This is a genomic window from Algibacter sp. AS12, from assembly GCF_046736315.1.
Classification (GTDB): domain Bacteria; phylum Bacteroidota; class Bacteroidia; order Flavobacteriales; family Flavobacteriaceae; genus Algibacter_B; species Algibacter_B amylolyticus.
Genome location: NZ_CP151841.1, coordinates 3,625,099 through 3,643,566, shown reverse-complemented (window position 1 = coordinate 3,643,566; position 18,468 = coordinate 3,625,099). Strand labels below are relative to the sequence as shown.

The 18,468-nt window shown below is 33.5% G+C and carries 15 protein-coding genes; 6 read left to right on the top strand and 9 right to left on the bottom strand.

Going from position 1 to position 18,468, the window contains the following annotated elements:
* Positions 1–28 precede the first annotated feature (28 nt).
* Both menA and AAFN75_RS14820 read right to left on the bottom strand, forming a co-directional pair.
* Positions 29–937 (bottom strand): 1,4-dihydroxy-2-naphthoate octaprenyltransferase, encoded by a 909-nt coding sequence (gene menA / locus AAFN75_RS14825; RefSeq protein ID WP_411807071.1) that lies wholly within the window; start codon positions 935–937, stop codon positions 29–31.
* On the bottom strand, positions 938–1,777 hold the full coding sequence (locus tag AAFN75_RS14820; RefSeq protein ID WP_411807070.1) for a 1,4-dihydroxy-2-naphthoyl-CoA synthase: 840 nt from the start codon (positions 1,775–1,777) through the stop codon (positions 938–940). It lies immediately after the preceding gene.
* A 350-nt stretch (positions 1,778–2,127) separates the two neighbouring features.
* Between AAFN75_RS14820 and AAFN75_RS14815 the strand changes: the two genes are divergently transcribed.
* Positions 2,128–2,304 (top strand): hypothetical protein, encoded by a 177-nt coding sequence (locus AAFN75_RS14815; protein WP_172625841.1) that lies wholly within the window; start codon positions 2,128–2,130, stop codon positions 2,302–2,304.
* Between the two features lie 936 nt (positions 2,305–3,240).
* On the opposite strand, the gene ung is transcribed toward AAFN75_RS14815, so the two are convergent.
* Complete coding sequence (ung, locus tag AAFN75_RS14810; protein ID WP_411807069.1) at positions 3,241–3,906, bottom strand: uracil-DNA glycosylase; 666 nt, start codon at positions 3,904–3,906, stop codon at positions 3,241–3,243.
* Between the two features lie 66 nt (positions 3,907–3,972).
* Here ung and AAFN75_RS14805 point away from each other — a divergent pair, with 66 nt between their 5' ends.
* Positions 3,973–5,466, top strand: coding sequence for a YfcC family protein (locus AAFN75_RS14805; RefSeq protein ID WP_411807068.1), 1,494 nt, complete (start codon positions 3,973–3,975; stop codon positions 5,464–5,466).
* A gap of 160 nt (positions 5,467–5,626) precedes the next feature.
* On the opposite strand, the gene holA is transcribed toward AAFN75_RS14805, so the two are convergent.
* Positions 5,627–6,631, bottom strand: a complete 1,005-nt coding sequence (holA, locus tag AAFN75_RS14800; RefSeq protein ID WP_411809288.1) for a DNA polymerase III subunit delta — start codon at positions 6,629–6,631, stop codon at positions 5,627–5,629.
* A 62-nt stretch (positions 6,632–6,693) separates the two neighbouring features.
* On the opposite strand from holA, the gene AAFN75_RS14795 reads away from it, so the two are divergent.
* The 4 genes from AAFN75_RS14795 to AAFN75_RS14780 all read left to right on the top strand — a co-directional run bounded on the left by AAFN75_RS14795 (position 6,694) and on the right by AAFN75_RS14780 (position 10,830).
* The gene (locus AAFN75_RS14795; RefSeq protein WP_411807066.1) at positions 6,694–7,143 is read left to right on the top strand and encodes a type I restriction enzyme HsdR N-terminal domain-containing protein; all 450 of its coding nucleotides are present in this window, start codon (positions 6,694–6,696) and stop codon (positions 7,141–7,143) included.
* A 70-nt stretch (positions 7,144–7,213) separates the two neighbouring features.
* A complete protein-coding gene (locus AAFN75_RS14790; protein ID WP_411807065.1) occupies positions 7,214–8,203 on the top strand; it encodes a glycosyltransferase family 2 protein in 990 nt (329 codons plus the stop codon).
* 92 nt (positions 8,204–8,295) lie between these two features.
* Positions 8,296–9,156 carry a flagellar motor protein MotB gene (locus tag AAFN75_RS14785; protein ID WP_144116003.1) on the top strand — a complete coding sequence of 287 codons (861 nt, stop codon included), beginning with the start codon at positions 8,296–8,298 and terminating at the stop codon, positions 9,154–9,156.
* A 351-nt stretch (positions 9,157–9,507) separates the two neighbouring features.
* Positions 9,508–10,830, top strand: coding sequence for a hypothetical protein (locus AAFN75_RS14780; protein ID WP_411807063.1), 1,323 nt, complete (start codon positions 9,508–9,510; stop codon positions 10,828–10,830).
* A gap of 344 nt (positions 10,831–11,174) precedes the next feature.
* Here AAFN75_RS14780 and AAFN75_RS14775 read toward each other — a convergent pair whose 3' ends face one another.
* From AAFN75_RS14775 to AAFN75_RS14755, 5 genes are all read right to left on the bottom strand, one after another.
* Positions 11,175–12,569, bottom strand: coding sequence for a DUF819 domain-containing protein (locus tag AAFN75_RS14775; RefSeq protein WP_411807062.1), 1,395 nt, complete (start codon positions 12,567–12,569; stop codon positions 11,175–11,177).
* Between the two features lie 174 nt (positions 12,570–12,743).
* Entirely contained in the window at positions 12,744–13,364 is a 621-nt protein-coding gene (locus AAFN75_RS14770) for an L-threonylcarbamoyladenylate synthase (RefSeq protein ID WP_411807061.1), read from the bottom strand.
* Positions 13,365–13,507: 143 nt separating this feature from the next.
* Complete coding sequence (locus tag AAFN75_RS14765; protein ID WP_411807060.1) at positions 13,508–14,188, bottom strand: hypothetical protein; 681 nt, start codon at positions 14,186–14,188, stop codon at positions 13,508–13,510.
* 229 nt (positions 14,189–14,417) lie between these two features.
* Positions 14,418–16,769, bottom strand: coding sequence for an ATP-dependent helicase (locus AAFN75_RS14760; protein ID WP_411807059.1), 2,352 nt, complete (start codon positions 16,767–16,769; stop codon positions 14,418–14,420).
* An 85-nt stretch (positions 16,770–16,854) separates the two neighbouring features.
* Positions 16,855–18,414, bottom strand: coding sequence for a hypothetical protein (locus tag AAFN75_RS14755; protein ID WP_411807058.1), 1,560 nt, complete (start codon positions 18,412–18,414; stop codon positions 16,855–16,857).
* Positions 18,415–18,468: the final 54 nt, after the last annotated feature.

Sequence of the window (18,468 nt, the reverse complement as noted above, 5' to 3'; positions counted from 1 at the left end):
AATTATAAGTTTATGAGTACTAAATATACTAAAATGGAAGTAAATGTCCTATTCCTAATAAAATTGCTAATAACACTGTTGTTAAGGCTAGTATTTTTAATTCTGGGTCCAAAAGTTTGGGTTCCTTATTCGCATTAACTCGTCTTAAATGAAGTAATAATGGCACATAGGTAATCATGAAAATTAAATTATACGGAGATGTATAATATAATATCCCGAATAACCCAGATAGGATAATGGCACCTAAAACCAAAACGTTATGGTAGCGTTTAACTTTTTTCTCTCCTAATTTAACCGCAAGCGTAATTTTATTAGCCTTAGCATCAGACAATCTATCGCGCATATTATTCAGGTTTAATACACCTGTACTCAATAAACCTATTGTAAATGCGGGTAAAAACGTAACGTGATCTACTTGTTTTGCAAATAAAACATAAGCTCCGATAACGCTAATTAATCCAAAAAAAACAAAAACAAAAATGTCCCCTAATCCTTTGTAACCATAAGCGCTATTACCTACGGTATAACGAATTGCAGCGACAACAGAGACAATAGCTAACGCAAAAAAGAATATGGTTAGCAAAAAATGTTTAACTCCAAATGCCGAAAAGATAAGCGCAAAAGCTAGAATAATAGATATTAAAATATTTAATTTAATACCATTAAAAAGTTCTTCGGGAGTTATATTACCAGATTGAATAGCCCGCACAGGACCAATTCTATCTTCATTATCAGTTCCTTTTATACCATCACCATAATCGTTAGCAAGATTAGATAATATTTGAAAACTTAAAGTTGTAAGAATAGCAAGTACAAAAATATTCCATTTAAAAACACCATTATAATGCGCTAAACACCCTGCTATTATAATACCGGCAATAGAAAGTGGCAATGTTCTTAAACGCATTGCAGAAATCCAAGTCGAAAAATTTCCCATTTAAGGAATCCATTTTTTATCGAAATTAGGCTTACGTTTTTCTAGAAAGGCATTTCTGCCCTCTTTGGCTTCATCTGTCATATAAGCTAAACGTGTAGCTTCACCAGCAAAAACTTGTTGACCTACCATACCATCATCGGTTAAATTCATAGCGAACTTAAGCATTTTAATAGACGTTGGCGATTTTCCAAGAATTTCTTGAGCCCACTCATATGCCGTAGATTCAAGCTCATCATGAGTTACAACGGCATTAACCATTCCCATATCAAAAGCTTCTTGAGCAGAATAATTACGCCCTAAGAAAAATATCTCTCTAGCTTTTTTCTGCCCAACCATTTTTGCTAAGTAAGCAGAACCATAACCGCCATCAAAACTTGTAACATCGGCATCGGTTTGTTTAAAAATAGCATGCTCTTTACTTGCTAGGGTTAAATCGCAGACTACATGTAAACTATGTCCGCCACCAACAGCCCAACCAGGAACAACAGCAATAACAGCCTTTGGCATAAAACGAATTAATCGTTGTACTTCTAGTATATTTAAACGATGGTATCCATCTTCTCCTACATAGCCTTGTTTACCTCTCGCTTTTTGATCGCCACCACTACAAAATGAATACACACCATCTTTTGTTGATGGTCCTTCAGCTGATAATAATACAACACCAATATTTACATCTTCGTTGGCATCATAAAACGCATCATACAATTCGCTTGTTGTTTTTGGTCGAAACGCATTTCGAACATTTGGTCTATTAAAAGCAATTCTAGCAACACCGTTACACTTTTTATAAGTGATATCCTGATATTCCTTGACTACGACCCATTCAGGTTGATTCATTTTAATTATAATTTTATTCAAAAATAAATTTATTTAAGTAAAACTCCCTTTTGATTTAAAAAAAATACAATAAAAATAACCAACAAGTTGATTTTAAACAGGTTACGTGTTGTATTGTTTTATTGAATTGTACACAACAAAAAGGCAAATAAAATATTAAAAACTTAATTTTTTACTTAACAATTTAACGATATCTTAAAAATAATAAAATACGTACAAGTAAGTATTGCGAAATGCTAAACATTTGTTAATTTTGCATCGTAGAACAACTAAAATATTATTTTACTGACAAGCACTTGCTGTTTAGCGGATTAAAGCGTAAATTGTCGGACTCTAAATCTTGAATGCCTATGTTACTAACAATTACTCTAATTCTTTCTGGACTTGTAATCTTTAATCTGTTATTACTTAAATTAAGTTGTAACAAGACTATTAAAGCACAAAAAGTTGACAAAAAACCTGTTGTATTAAGAACACGCTTAACCGTTGCTCCTACTACACAAACGCTTGCAGCTACTGGTAGTTAATACTAGTATTTTTTTTTGCGATTGATATACTAACGGCATTAAAAAATTTTTATTTTAATGCCTATTTTGTTTTTATCACTTTTCACCCTCCAATAGCTCTAAGTTTTTTGTTTTTCAAATAACTCTTTATTAACTCCAAGAGTACTTTACACTATTTTATAGTGTTATTTTTGCCTTTTCACTAAAGTCAATCTTTCTATTTCGTTTACTTTTCATTCTTTTACAGGCTTTTTTTCCTACAGCAATACTTTCATTTTATAATATTTCAATTCATCGTAAAGGGAAAACTTAAGATAAAAAGACTCCTCCATATATCCCTTAATAACACTTTATAGTTCATATAAATAGATATATTTTAAATTGTTAGCATTAATGATAATAATTTAAAATTGTGACCATTAAATAAATTCAGGGTCTCACTATAAATTTTAAATGCCTATGTTATTAACAATTACTCTAATTTTTATTGGACTTGTAATCTTTAATTTTTTATTACTTAAACTAAGTTGTAACAAGACTATTAAGAAAAATAAAATAGATAAAAAACCTGTTGTATTACGAACCCGATTAATCGTTACTCATACTATTCAAACTCTTGGAGCTACTGGTAGTTAATATTTTGACGTTTAACTCTTTATTTATTAAAGTTATAAAAGCATTTCCGCTTTACAATACATGGATTTGCAGCATTAACAAAACCCTATACTTCAACCTACCAGCTTTATAACTTTCTACACAAGCAATTTTTATTGCATGCGTTAAAAAATTATAATCGTTATATGTGACTAAAATATATTTTTCGTGTCTAACCTATAACACTCAAAATTATGTTAAACATTATATCTATAATTATTTTATTTGCTTCAATAATATTGGCGTTCTTTTTTCTTTTACATGTTTTGTATAAAAACAAAAGGGAAAACGAAAACCAGTTGTTTACCAAATAATTCGATCTATCCCACTTTTTTCCAAATGTGTATTGGCGTAATAAAAATGTTTATTACCAAACCAGTAGCCTCTATTAGCGCTTAGTGGCGATGGATGCCCAGAAGTAAACACCTCATGTTTTTCAACATTAATTAATTTTATTTTCTTTTTCGCATATCCGCCCCAAAGCAAGAACACAATATTTTCCTTTTTATCGCTTATCGTTTTTATTACAGAATCGGTAAAAGTCTCCCAGCCTTTTTTCTGATGACTTCCGGCTTTATGAGCTCTAACGGTTAAGGTTGCATTCAATAATAAAACCCCTTGGTTTGCCCAACGCATTAAGTTTCCATTTTCCGGATACGGTGTATCTAAATTGGTTTCAAGCTCTTTAAATATATTTTTTAAAGACGGCGGATGCGCAATACCATCATTTACAGAAAAACATAAGCCATTAGCTTGCCCTTCGCCATGATAAGGATCTTGACCAAGAATAACCACTTTTACATCGTCAAAATGACAATAATTAAAAGCATTAAAAATTTGATTTTTTGGCGGATAGCATATCGTGTTGTTGTATTCCGTTTCAACAAAACTCATTAAGTTCAAAAAATAAGGTTTACTAAGTTCTTCTTTTAAATAAGGTTGCCAACTTTTATGGATTGCAATGTTCATTTCTAAGTTAATATTTAATAAAAACTAAAATAGTACTATCTTTCGTTTTATTAAAAATTTAAAGCCTTGAAAAAAATTAAATTCCCAACCGCCCAAACCATATTAATAATTATAGCTGGATTAGTTGCTTTTTTAACTTGGTTTGTGCCCTCTGGAAAATATGACTCCTTGGCCTATAACTCACCTAGCAACACCTTTACGCAAACAAGTTTGGAGCAAACCACGCAACTAGATGCTTCTCAAGAAACCTTAAACAATCTTGGTATAAAAATCCCATTAGAAAAATTTACATCGGGCGATATATGGAAACCTATAAGCATTCCTAATACGTACCAACAAGTTGAAGCCAAACCTCAAGGTATTATACCTTTTATTAAATCCCCCATAAAAGGTATAATTGAAGGTGCCGATATTATTTTTCTAGTCCTAATTATAGGTGGTTTAATAGGTATAATAAATTACACAAGTGCCTTCGATGCTGGCATATCGTGGCTAGCCAACACCTTAAAAGGTTATGAGTTTATCCTTATTATATTGGTAACAAGCTTAATTGCCGTTGGCGGAACCACCTTTGGTCTAGCCGAAGAAACCATCGCCTTCTACCCCATTCTTATCCCAATATTTTTAGCCGCTAAATACGATGCCATGGTGCCGCTTGCCTGTATTTACATAGGCTCTTGTATTGGCACCATGTGTTCCACTACAAATCCGTTTTCTGCCATTATAGCCTCAGATGCAGCAGGAATTAATTGGACCACGGGCATTACAGGACGCTTTATCATGCTGTTTTTAGGCACCTTAATCTGTATTCTATATATAATAAGGTATGCACAACGTGTTAAAAAAGACCCCACTAAATCTATAATTTACGATCAAAAGGAAGCCATCGAAAAGCACTTTGGAAACAGTACCAATGCATCCATAAAATTAACGTTTCGTTTACGCCTAATCTTAATCATTTTTATGTCTTGTTTTGTAGTTATGATTTATGGTGTATCGCAATTAGATTGGTGGTTTGTAGAAATGACCGTTACCTTTTTAGTGGGAGCCGTAGCCATTGGCATCATTGGTAAAATAAAAGAACACACGTTTGTAGATGTTTTTGTAAAAGGCGCTGGCGATTTACTAGGTGTAGCTATCATTATTGGTATAGCACGAGGCATCACTATTATAATGAACGACGGCCAAATTAGCGACACCCTTTTATATTACGCCAGCAACACCACAAACGGCATGAACAAAGGCGTTTTTATTAACGCTATGCTCTATATTTATGGTGGTTTATCCTTTTTTATACCATCATCTTCGGGAATGGCCGTATTAACTATGCCCATCCTATCGCCACTTGCCGATGGCGTTGGTATAGGCAGAGAAATGATAGTAAACGCTTACCAATACGGCATGGGCTTATTCGCGTTTATAAACCCAACAGGATTAATTTTAGCATCCTTAGCCATCGTAAAAGTAGGTTATAATAAATGGCTGAAATTCGTTATACCATTGGTTATAATCCTACTTATTTTTACTATGCTTGTGCTAACAATTTCTGTTTATTTATAAAATAATAGAATAATTTGGGCGCTACCACAAGGGTCGGGCTATTCGTTCCAAGTCCTCGCACCTCCTACGTCGGGCTGTGGGATATCCACTACTATCCCTAGCGCACATTCTAGTACCATTAAAATTTTAGTAACTCCATTTGAAAAATGCCAAAACCCTTTTACGAAAGTATTCTAACCAAAAGTTCTTTAAGCAAATCGCCTTGCGGCACAGCGTTAGATCCTACACCTTTACCCTTTACGTCAAACTCTCTTAACGTAGATACTACGGCACTTACTTTTCGCATCGGAAAATTTCTAGCAGCTGTAATATAATCGTTCACAAAATAAGGATTCACCTTTAATGCAGAAGCCACACTTCTAGGCGACTTATCTTTTAACCCATGAAAATGAAGCAATTGTGAAAAGTAACTAAATAATAACGAAACCGTTACCACCATGGGGTTATCCTTTGGGTTTTCACCAAAATAATTAACTATTTTATGCGCTTTAAGCACATTACGTTCGCCAATGGCCTTTCGTAATTCAAAATTATTGTAATCTTTACTAATCCCAATATTTTCCTCAATATGATCTGGCGAAATTTGGGTGCCTTCGGGTAAAATAATTTGAAGCTTTTCTAGCTCGTTATTAATTTTACTTAAATCGGTCCCTAAAAACTCAACAAGCATTTGTGCTGCTTTAGGCGAAATAGTATAGTTTTTTGGCGATAATACACGTCTAATCCAATCGGGTACCTGGTTGTCATAAAGCTTTTTACTTTCATAAACCACACAATCCGGTTTCAGTGCTTTATATAACCCTTTGCGCTTATCAATCTTTTTATATTTGTAATTAATTACAAGCACTGTAGATGGTTGCGGGTTTTTAGCATAAGCTGCTAGTTTTTCAATATGGCGCGATAAATCTTGAGCTTCCTTAACAATAACCACTTGATACTCTGCCATCATAGGAAAACGTTTTGCTTGCCCAACAATATCATCTATAGTAACATCTCTACCATATAATGTCATTTGGTTAAAACCACGCTCCTCTTCACTTAGTAACGAGCTTTCAATAAAATCCGATATTTTATCAATATAATAAGCCTCTTCACCCATTAAAAAATAAATAGGCTTAAGGTTTTTGTTTTTAATATCGGTAACTAACTGTTTTACTTCGTCCAAAGTGTCTTTAAAATTTTTTATTAAAATCACTACAAGTGACTTAATAATGATAAATTTGTGAGGTGCAAAATTTAAATTTTCCTACATATCAATTCCGTTTCAAAAATAGCGAAAATAAAGTTTCTATTTTCGATCCTATACGCAAAAAATTTATCATTTTACAGCCCGAAGAATGGGTGCGCCAACATTGTATTCAGTTTTTAGTACAAGAAAAAGGCTATCCGCTATCGCTAATAAATGTTGAGAAAGAAATAATCATTAACGATTTAAAAAAACGTTACGATATTGTGGTTTATAATCCCAACGGCACCATTCATTTAATTGTAGAATGTAAAGCTCCTAAAATTACCATAAATCAATCTACTTTCGATCAAATTGCGCGTTATAACCTAGAGTTAAATGCCACATTTTTAATGGTAACAAACGGATTAAATCATTATTATTGCCAAATGGATTTTGAAAATGAACGCTATCAATTTTTAAAAGATATGCCGGAGTTTAGTAGGCAGTAATTAGTATGTAGTTTACAGTCGCAGTCGCACAAAATATAAAAAACAACAAAAAAAATTCAGGTATTTAAACATGAAAATTGCCATCGTTATACTAAACTGGAACGGACAAAAACTTTTACAACAGTTTTTACCATCGGTAATACAGCATAGTCAAGGTGCCGATATTTATGTAGCAGACAATGCCTCGACCGACGATTCCATTACCTTTGTAAAAACCAACTACCCCAATATAAAATTAATACAAAACCAAACCAATGGCGGATATGCCAAAGGCTACAACGACGCATTAAAACATGTAAATGCCGATGTTTACTGCTTACTAAACAGCGATATCGAGGTTACTCCAAATTGGCTTACACCTATTATAAACACCTTTAAAACCGAGGCTAATACAAGTATAATTCAGCCTAAAATATTAGACTTTAATAACAAGGCGTATTTTGAATATGCTGGTGCTGCAGGAGGCTTTATAGATAAATATGGCTATCCGTATTGTAGAGGTCGTATTTTTAATACCATCGAAAAAGACCAAGGTCAGTATAACGATACTACCGAAATATTTTGGGCAACAGGCGCCTGTTTATTTATAAGAAGCAACGTTTACCAACAATTAAATGGCCTTGACGAGTATTTTTTTGCTCACATGGAAGAAATCGATTTATGCTGGCGCGCAAAAAACCTAGGTCATATTATTAAGTATACTGGGCAATCTACAATATATCATGTAGGCGGTGCTACCCTAAAAACTACCAATCCCAGAAAAACCTTTTTAAACTTCCGGAATAGCTTAATTACCCTAACCAAAAATGCCAATGGCTTTGTATTTGGTAAAATATTTATGCGGCTTTTGTTAGATGGTGTAGCAGCCATTAAGTTTTTATTGCAATTAAAACCCTTACACGTGCTAGCGATATTAAAAGCACACTTTAGTTATTACATGCAATTACCACGAGTACTAAAACAACGAAAAGCCATAAAAACCAAAACAAAGTACTATTATACAACATCTATTGTGTACGATTACTTCGTATGTAAAAAAACAGAATACCGCAGTTTATAAGGCTATTAGCAAAAGTTTTGTTAAAATGTTAAAAACCATCGAATTTTGTATATTTTTGTAGTTAAATATAGAAATTAATCCTTAAAATAATCATGAGAAAAATTTTATTACTAAGTGCATCTGCAATGCTTTTATTAAGTTCATGTGTATCAAAAAAATTGTTCACAGACCTTGAAGCAAAACAAAAAGAAACTCAAGACTTACTTAACTCAGCAACTGTAAAACTTAACTCTTGTTTAGAAGACAGAGCATCAGCCACAGCACGTGTAGAGGCTATGAAAGATCAGCTTGACGATTTAAAAAAGAACAATACAGCTTTAATTAAAAGTTCTCAAGATTTAACAGAATTAACATCTAAAGGTGCAACAAACCTTGAAAAATCTTTAGAGTCTTTACAAGAAAGAGATTTAAAAATCACACGTTTACAAGACGCTATCTCTAGAAAAGACAGTGTAACATTAGCTTTAGTAACTAGCTTAAAACGTGAAGTTGGAATTAACGATCCAGATATCGAAGTAAATGTTGAAAAAGGTGTGGTATTTATCTCTATTGCTGATAAATTATTATTCCAATCAGGAAGTTACAATGTAACATCTCAAGCAAAAGGTGTGTTAGCAAAAGTAGCTAAGGTAATTAATAGCAAACCAGATTTCGAAGCTATGATCGAAGGTCATACAGACAGCCAATCATACAGTAAAGGAGTGTTAGTAGATAACTGGGATTTAAGTGTAAAACGTTCTACATCTATCATTAGAGTATTACAAGAGTTAGATGTTAACCCAGGACAGTTAATCGCTGCTGGTCGTAGTTCTTACGTGCCATTAGCCGATAACGATACTGCTGCAAACAGAGCAAAAAACAGACGTACACGTGTTGTTATTCTTCCAAAAATCGATCAGTTTTACGACATGATTGAAAAGGAAATGAAAAACCTAGAAGCAGGTAACAACTAATACCGCTCACATATACATACTAAAAGCTCAATCGAAAGATTGGGCTTTTTTTATGCCCTTCAAAAAGAAAATCTCACAACTGTTTTTCTAAGTTTTTTTGGAGCCTGTCTTGAGCGAAGTCGAAAGGCACCCCTAAAGGGTCAGGCTTTCACTACTCAATCCCTCCTACGTCGGCGAGCTCAAACATGCCGTTCAATCCCTAACGCAGCTTATAAACTCAATATCAAATTTATATAATCGTTTTAGCACACCACTTGACTTTGTCAGAAAAATTCGCTAACTTCGTTTAACAATCGATAAATTTCATTGAAACGGAAACTTATCTTTGCATTAGCTTTAATTAAAATAACAATGAAAAACTTAATAATAATTCTTTTACTTTCAATTACCTCTATAAAGTTATGTTCCCAAAACATATTAAATCTAGAGTCAAAAAGAGAAATATTTATTGATGATCACTTAATAGATAGTATCTCTGGCTTAGAATTAAAATTAAATCACCCTCGAGAAATAAAAAGCAAAAACATCCCAAACGGTTATTATCAAACAATAATTAAAACGGATAGCTTATATCGAATCTATTTTAGAGATAAATTAAATTTTTGGAAAGGTAAAGGTTTTGATGGGAATCCTGGTGAAATAACTAAAAGCGCAACAAGTATAGACGGATACAGTTGGAAAGAAGAAAATACTTTTTTAAACGACAGTATTAAAAATTACATTCATTACGAACCTCCTTTTAATCACAATTTCACTCCTTTTAAAGACTTAAACCCAAAATCTAAATACAAATATCGAGCGATAGCTGGCACAATAAATAGTGGACTCTTCTCTTTTTATTCAAACGATGGTATAAAATTTAAGAGAAAAAAAGAAGCTATTCTTAAAGTTGATACAACATATTACGAATTTGATTCTCAAAACTTAGCGTTTTGGTCGGAAAAAGAAGAACAATATGTTATCTATTTTAGAAGATTTATTAATGGATTGAGATCTTTTGCAAGAACAACTTCTAAGGATTTTGTTAATTGGAGCACCCCTATAAATATATTCCCAAACCTTAATGGAGAACATTTATATACTTCTGGAGTACAACCGTATTTTAGAGCTCCACATTTTTATATTTCCTTAGCTACTAGATTTTTTCCTGAAAACGGTAATTCTACTGATATAGTTATAATGAGCTCAAGAGATGGACTTAAATTTAATAGGCAATTTAAAGAAGCTTTTATAAGACCCGGAATGGATCAAAAAAAATGGGGAAATAGATCTAATTATATTACTTTAAATGTTGTGCCTTTGGATGATAAATACATGGGGATTTTTGCACGTAACAGTTTATATAAAATTAGATTGGACGGTTTTTCATCAATAAATGCTAGGTTCAATAAAGGTTTTTTTATTACAAAACCATTTCAGTTTAAAGGAGATCAATTGGAAATTAATTATTCCACAAGTGCTGGTGGCTATATAATCATAGAAATACTGGATGGAAATAATAATCCAATAGATAATTTTACAAGTTACATCTCTGATAAAATGATAGGTGATGAAATTTCTAGAATAGTTCCTTGGAAAAAAAACACTAATATTTCTTCTTTAATAGGTAATACTATTAAACTTCGTATAACCATGAAAGAAGCTGATTTATATTCCTTAAAATTCACGTATTAAAAACTAAAGCTAACAATGGCTATATTTAATACGGGTTTCAGTGCTAATAATAAAGTTCCGTATCCTTTATAAACATAGTGTAAAACAGAAAGATCATCTCTTTATAACCCCGTACAAACCATAGCCGAGACGTTAAACGAACCCCTTCAAAACAACAACAATATTTAATTTTAAAACCAAATTAGCAAAGAAACCCGCGTTAGGGATTTAACGGCATATTTGAAATCCCCGACATAGCAGGGATTGAGTAGTGAAAGCCCGACCGCCTACCCCTGAGCGCAGCCGAAGGGTGTGGTAACCTTTCGACTACGCTCAAGACAGGCGCCCAAATAGCGCTCAAAAAACTAACTTACCCACTTCATCATTAAAGCGCAGGCAAATGCGGCATACGTGCCTAAAGCATAGCCTAAAACCGCCAACAAAACACCTACTGGCGCTAAAGACGGATGAAAAGCTCCTGCCACTACAGGCGCCGAAGCTGCACCACCAATATTAGCTTTAGAGCCTACTGCCAAAAAGAAATATGGGGCTTTTATAATTTTAGCGACTACAAATAGTAAACCAACATGTATAAGCATCCAAACGAAACCAATAGCGAATAGACTTATGTTTTCTACTATGGCATTTAAATTCATTTTCATACCAATAGAGGCTACCAAAATGTAAATAAACACGGTGCCTATTTTACTGGCGCCTGCACCTTCGTAACTTTTTATTTTGGTAAAAGATAGTATAACACCAACGGTTGTTGCGGTAATTATTAACCAGAAAAAGGCACTACCTAGTCCGAAATCAACCAAAAACGGGGCGTTTTCTATTACCCAAACGCTTAAATTATCGCCTACAAAATGGCTTAGCGAGGTTACACCAAAACCAATACCTAAAAGGATTATTAAATCGTTAAAAGATGGAATTCTTGCAGTTTCTAAACTAAAGCTTTCCATTTTATTTTTTAATGCGGTTATAGATGAGTTATCGGCTTTAAAATAAGCGTCTATTTTATCGGATTTAGCAACGCCTAATAATAGGAATGCCATCCAAACTTCGGCCACCAATACATCTACTACAGCCATGATACTAAACAGGCTATCGCTTACCTCCCACTGCTCTTTCATGGCGAGTTGGTTGGCACCGCCACCAATCCAGCTTCCAGCTACGGTTGATAATCCTTTCCATAGTTCGGTACCTTCTACATCTATTAAAATATCTGGAGCTACATAACTAAAAAATAAAATAGCCAACGGACCACCAATCATTACCCCAAGGGTTGCGGTTAAAAACATGATTAAAGCTTTAGAGCCTAATTTAAAAACACCTTTTAAATCGATACTCATGGTTAATAACACCAATGCTGCGGGTAACAAAAACCGCGACGATACATAGTACAACTTGCTACCATCTATAAATTGGGCATACACCGGTTCATCTATTTGGTTTGTTGAGATATACACCTTTAAATCGTGCAAATTACTAACACCTTCTAAATTGCCATAAAGGGTTTGTAAGTGTGTTATTGTGGCTGTGACGTCTATCCATTTATCGGCTATTAACCCTACAGAACTTAATACTGATGGTAAAAAATAACATAGTAGTAGCGCTGGTACAATTTTATAAAACTTTGAAAACCTTGGTAAACTGGAGGTGTGAAATATTAGTGCTAGCGTAATGCATAAGACACCGAATATAATAGTATCGGAAGCAAAAACGGGAATGTCGCTGTTAATCTCTGATATGTTCATGGGCAAATTTCTGAATTTTGCGGTTTGGAAATTTAAATTAATTTGTTGTGCTAGTTTTAAAAAAATAGATGGCGTTGTATTTTAAATTAGAATACCGGTTTTAGAGTGGTTCTCGATACAATCTCGAAAAAAATTCGAGATTACTCGAACTGACATTTAGTTTGATATGATGATTTAGAAAATCTCTAAGCTTCCTTTACCTTCTCTAATTACTATAGGTTCACCTTCTGATAAATCGATAACCGTTGATGGTTCGTTATCGCCATAACCACCATCGATTACCAAATCTACTAGGTTATCCCATTTTTCTAGAATTAATTCGGGATCTGTAGTGTACTCTAGAACTTCATCGTCGTCGCGTATTGAAGTTGAAATAATAGGATTTCCTAATAGCTTTACAATTTCTAAGGCTATATTATTGTTGGGCACACGAATTCCAACTGTTTTCTTTTTCTTGAATGGGTTTGGTAACGTTTTTGAACCTGGAAGAATAAAGGTATACGCTCCTGGAAGTGCACGTTTTAAGATTTTAAAAACGGAAGTATCTATTTGTTTTACGTAATCGCTTAAATTACTTAAATCGTGACAAATGAATGAGAAATTAGATTTTTCGAGCTTTACACCTTTAATTCTCGCTACTTTCTCTAAAGCCTTAATGTTAGTAATATCACAACCTAAACCATAAACGGTATCGGTTGGGTAAATAATTAAACCACCCTTTTTTAAAATATCTACGACTTGCGCAATTGCTTTGGGATTTGGATTATCATTATATATTTTTAGAAAAGTAGCCATTTTTTATCTCGTGAATTTACTTATACAATTTAAATATTATTTTGGTATCCTAAAGTGATTCCCTATATAATTTAAACCCTAAAGATAAGACATATAAAAAAAGCACTATTAAAAACTTAAATAGTGCTTTAAATAATTAGTTCTTAATACCCCATTTGGCCACCACCTCTAGACGATCCTCCTTGTCCGCCACCACGAGACATATTGCTGTTATTTTCTGATTTGGCTTCTGGCTCTAATTCTTTTTTGACAGCTGTTTGATATTTAAGCCATTTTTTATATTGCTTTTCATTTAATATACCTTCTAGCTTTGCATTAAGCTTTGCTTCTTCTTCTTGAATTCCTTTTTTAGCAGGTTCCATTTTTTTTTCTGCTAACCTTTTGGCTTGTCGTATGGGATTATCTTGATTATCTTCCTGCATACCATAATCACCAGAACCTCTTTGCTGACCTCTTTGTGGTCTTGATGATTTCATGAGTGCATTCATATACACATTTAGCGTATCGAAATTATCCTTATTATTAAGCGCAATCTCATTTACCGCTTGGTTATATTGCATTATAGCCTGACGAACATCTAAAATTAAGGCGGATTCTTTTTTACTTTTTAGTTTAATTTTATCGACCGCTTCATTATCATCATAATTAAAAATCCCAACAATGTTTGAGGCATTAAACTCCACCGTTTTTGGTCGTTGTCGTTCACTTTGTCCTTGACCTTGACCGCCGCCCATAGAACGACCTCCACGACCGCCACCACCACCTGGTTGGGCTTGCGACACATTAAAACTTAAAGCACATAGTAATAAAAGAAAAATTCTCATACTGATAATTATTATTTGTTTATTAAAATTTAGATGCTTTATTTAAAATAAACTTGCGGTGATTTTATTTTTTTTTGACATTATAAAGTTGGAAGACGGATGACCGAAGACCCTTGACTGAAGACAGAAGTTCATTGACCGAAGCCGAAAGACCGACGATCGAAAATTTCTGACTGCAAACTCCACACTGAAAACAGCCAACTACTTACTAAATACTGCAAACTGGATACTATCCAATAATTTCCAGCTTTGCAAAACGCAACAATAGCTTTTTAACACCACCATGTTGAAAATTAATTTCTGCTTTAGTATCGGCGCCTACACCTTCAATCTTTTTAACTTCACCAACGCCAAAACGTAAATGTTTTACAAGGTTTCCTACTGTTAATTTACTGTCAAACAAATTTGCTTCTCCCTCACTTTTAGCAACAGGCTTTAAGTTTTTAGGTGTTGTCACTTGGAATTTCTCAGGTTCTTTTTTAGCAGCATTAGCCTTTTTAAACACTGGCTTTTTGGCTGGTTTATATCTTATTTTATTTGGATTAGCCTTAATATTTGGTTCTGCATCGCCAAAAATATCGGCGGAAAGCATCGGGTTAAAACGGCGTTCTTCAATAGGCGTTACAATTTCTAAATACTGCTCATCGATTTCTGAAATAAAACGACTAGGTTCAGAATCTACCAATTTACCCCAACGGTATCTTGATAAGGCATAAGTTAAATACGCTTGTTTTTCGGCTCTAGTAACGGCCACATAAAACAGTCGACGTTCTTCCTCTAATTCGGCACGAGTATTACCACTCATAGCACTAGGGAATAAATCTTCTTCTAAACCAACTACAAATACATTGGAGAATTCTAGTCCTTTTGCCAAGTGAATGGTCATTAATGCGACGTGATCTGGATCACCTTTATCCCCATCAGCATCAGTGGCTAAAGCCACGTCTTCTAAAAACTCTGCTAAAGATCCTGTGGTATCGGCAATTTCTTTCTGGCCTTCCACAAAATCTTTCATACCATTTAAAAGTTCTTCAATATTTTCCATTTTAGCAATACCTTCTGGCGTGCCATCTTTATTGAATTCTTTTATAATTCCGGTGGTTCTAGTAACATGTTCTGCTAACTCAAAAACATCGGCTGTTTGGTTAAGCACTTGGAAACTTTCAACTAGCGTTACAAAGTTTTTAAGCTTTGTTTTTGTTCCTGAATTAATGCTTACATTGGTTTTATCAATGTTTTTCATCACCTCGAATATGGTGCGCTTATAACCGTTAGCAGCAACAATAAGTTTATCTACCGTGGTTTGACCAATACCTCTAGCCGGAAAATTAATAACACGTTTTAAGGCTTCCTCATCGGCAGGATTTATTACTAACCTTAAATAAGCAACAACATCTTTAATTTCTTTACGCTGATAAAAGGAGGTGCCACCGTAAATTCTATATGGAATATCACGCTTTCTTAAGGCATCCTCGATAGATCTAGATTGCGCGTTGGTACGATATAAAATAGCGAAATCACTATTTTTTAATTGATTCTGCATTTTGCTTTCCCAAATGGTACTCGCCACATAACGTCCTTCGTCACTATCGGTTAAAGAACGGTTTACAATAATTTTTCCACCTTCATCATTAGCCGTCCAAACTACTTTATCGAGTTTGGTTTCATTTTTATCTATAATAGAATTTGCTGCGTTAACAATGTTTTTAGTAGAACGGTAATTTTGTTCTAATCGAAATACTTTTACATCGTCGTAGTCATTTTGGAAATTCAAAATATTATTAATGTTAGCACCACGGAAAGCATAAATACTTTGTGCATCATCACCTACCACACAAATATTCTGAAATTTATCTGATAAAGCTCTAACTATTAAATACTGCGAGTGGTTTGTATCTTGATACTCATCAACCAAAATGTATTTAAAGCGGTTTTGATATTTTGCTAAAACTTCCGGAAAACGCGTAAGCAACTCATTGGTTTTTAGTAACAAATCATCAAAATCCATAGCACCCGCCTTAAAACAACGGTCTACATATTCCTTATAAATTTCGCCCATTCGCGGACGTCTTGCCATAGCGTCGGCCTCCTTTAATTCTGGATTTTGCATGTAGGCACGAACCGTAATCAAACTATTTTTATACGACGAAATTCTACCTAATACTTGTTTGTATTTATAGATGTCCTTATCCAAATTCATCTCCTTGATAATAGACGCTATTAAACGGCCAGAATCTTGAGAGTCATAAATAGTAAAGTTACTTGGATAGCCTAGTTTATCGGCTTCAATTCTTAATATTTTAGCAAATATGGAGTGAAACGTTCCCATCCATAAATTCTTAGATTCGCTAGCACCAACAATGGTAGCAATACGTTCTTTCATTTCTTTTGCCGCCTTATTTGTAAATGTTAGCGACAAAATATTAAAAGGGTCTATGCCCTTACTCATCATATATGCTATACGAAATGTTAGCACTCTTGTTTTACCTGAACCTGCTCCAGCAATAACAATCATAGGCCCTTCTATTTGAATTGTAGGCTCTAATTGTGCTTCATTTAACTGGCTTAAATACTTTTCCAAATCATCATCAATTTAAGTCGTGAAATTAACCATTGTTACGCTTTTTTTACTTCAGAATTATTAATAATTATAAACAATTTTAATTCTATTCCTGCTTTTCACCATTTCCTGTTAATGCTTCTAAAAGTGCAGCTCTTAAACTAAGCCAAACAAAATTAAATACCGATTTAGTTTTATCTCTCTCAACAGGTTCCGATTTGCCATACCTAAAAATATCATTACCATCTTTACTATGTTTAGATATAAAAACGTTTAACACAGCCGATAAAAGCTTGTTTTTTTCCTTTCCATTATCCTTTAATATAATAACATCGAAGTTTTTGTAACTCACTTTTAAATCAGTTTTCGAGGTACTCTCGTCACCATAAGTAGTGAAATACATAGTGTTAAACTCGCCTTCAAACCTAACATTTAAGTTTGGTTCTATAAATTGATTTAAATCTTCGGCTTGCAGTTTACCAATTTCAGATTTAAAAACAAAGGCGTCATTTTGATTATTAACAGCAAAATCCCATTGCACCTTTAAAGGCGTACTTTTCATGAACACAGCCTCTATATCCATTGCCGTTTTGTCGTTATAAGTATTGCCTATGTTTTTAATGGTTGCATTTAACTCGCTAAAAGCAAGCTCGCCACCTTTTGAGTCTAGTTTTACCTTTTCGATATAATTAATGGATGAGTTTTTAATTTTAAAAACATCGATACCAAGCTTAAAATTTAAATCACGTAGCGCTTTACTGTAAAAAGGCTTATAAGACAGATCATCTGGTAATAATTTATTTCTAAAAACATCAAAATCTGCATGATAAATTGTTGCTAACGGACTTTTAAAATGAAATACGGTATCGCGCTCAAAATCAAAATTTGGTTTCGCTATTTCCAAAGAATCTATGCTTAACCCATAATGATCGCGCTCAACATTGGTGTTTGCAGATAAAGCTTCTTTTATGTATTTTGTATTCAAAGTAATTCCTCTAAATTTAGCTGATTCAGGATTTAAAACAAGTGTTTTTAACCTTAAATTTTCATAGGCGCTCATAGCATAAAATAAGTATCCCGTTTTAACATCAAACGCATCATAAGTCAGTTTTGGTTCGATAGCATCCTTAACAACTAAAAGGTTTTTAATATGACATTGAATAGCCTTTGTTTTTAATAACAATGAATCATTTGATGCCTTGTACATCGCTATTTCGCCATCTTTTACCTGAATAGAGCCAATTTCTATGTCTTGCTTTAAACTGGAATTTAATGAATGGCTATATGATGATTTATCAACCAAATCGTTATGAAAATAAGTAATCTGTGGTTTGCTTAAAACAATATCATCTACGGCAATTTTATTATTCACCAAATACGACCAATAACTTCCCCCAGAAACACTTAAATCTTGAAAATTAACTTTTAAATTTATAGAATCGGTTGTTTTACCATAAACCGTAACGGTAGACTCTTTTATATTTACATGTCCTGTTAAGATATTTAAACTAACATCCTTATAATCTACTTTTATAGTATCAGAAACGTTATGCAAACCTGCTTTAAGTTCGCTTTTTAATTTATAATTAACACCAAATAAAAGTGCTATTAATAAAACTAAAACCCCTGCAAACCAGATTAATCGCTTTTTTAACTTAGAATTCATTTCATAAAGATATTCATTCAATATTTTTATACCATATTTTTAAATATCTTTATT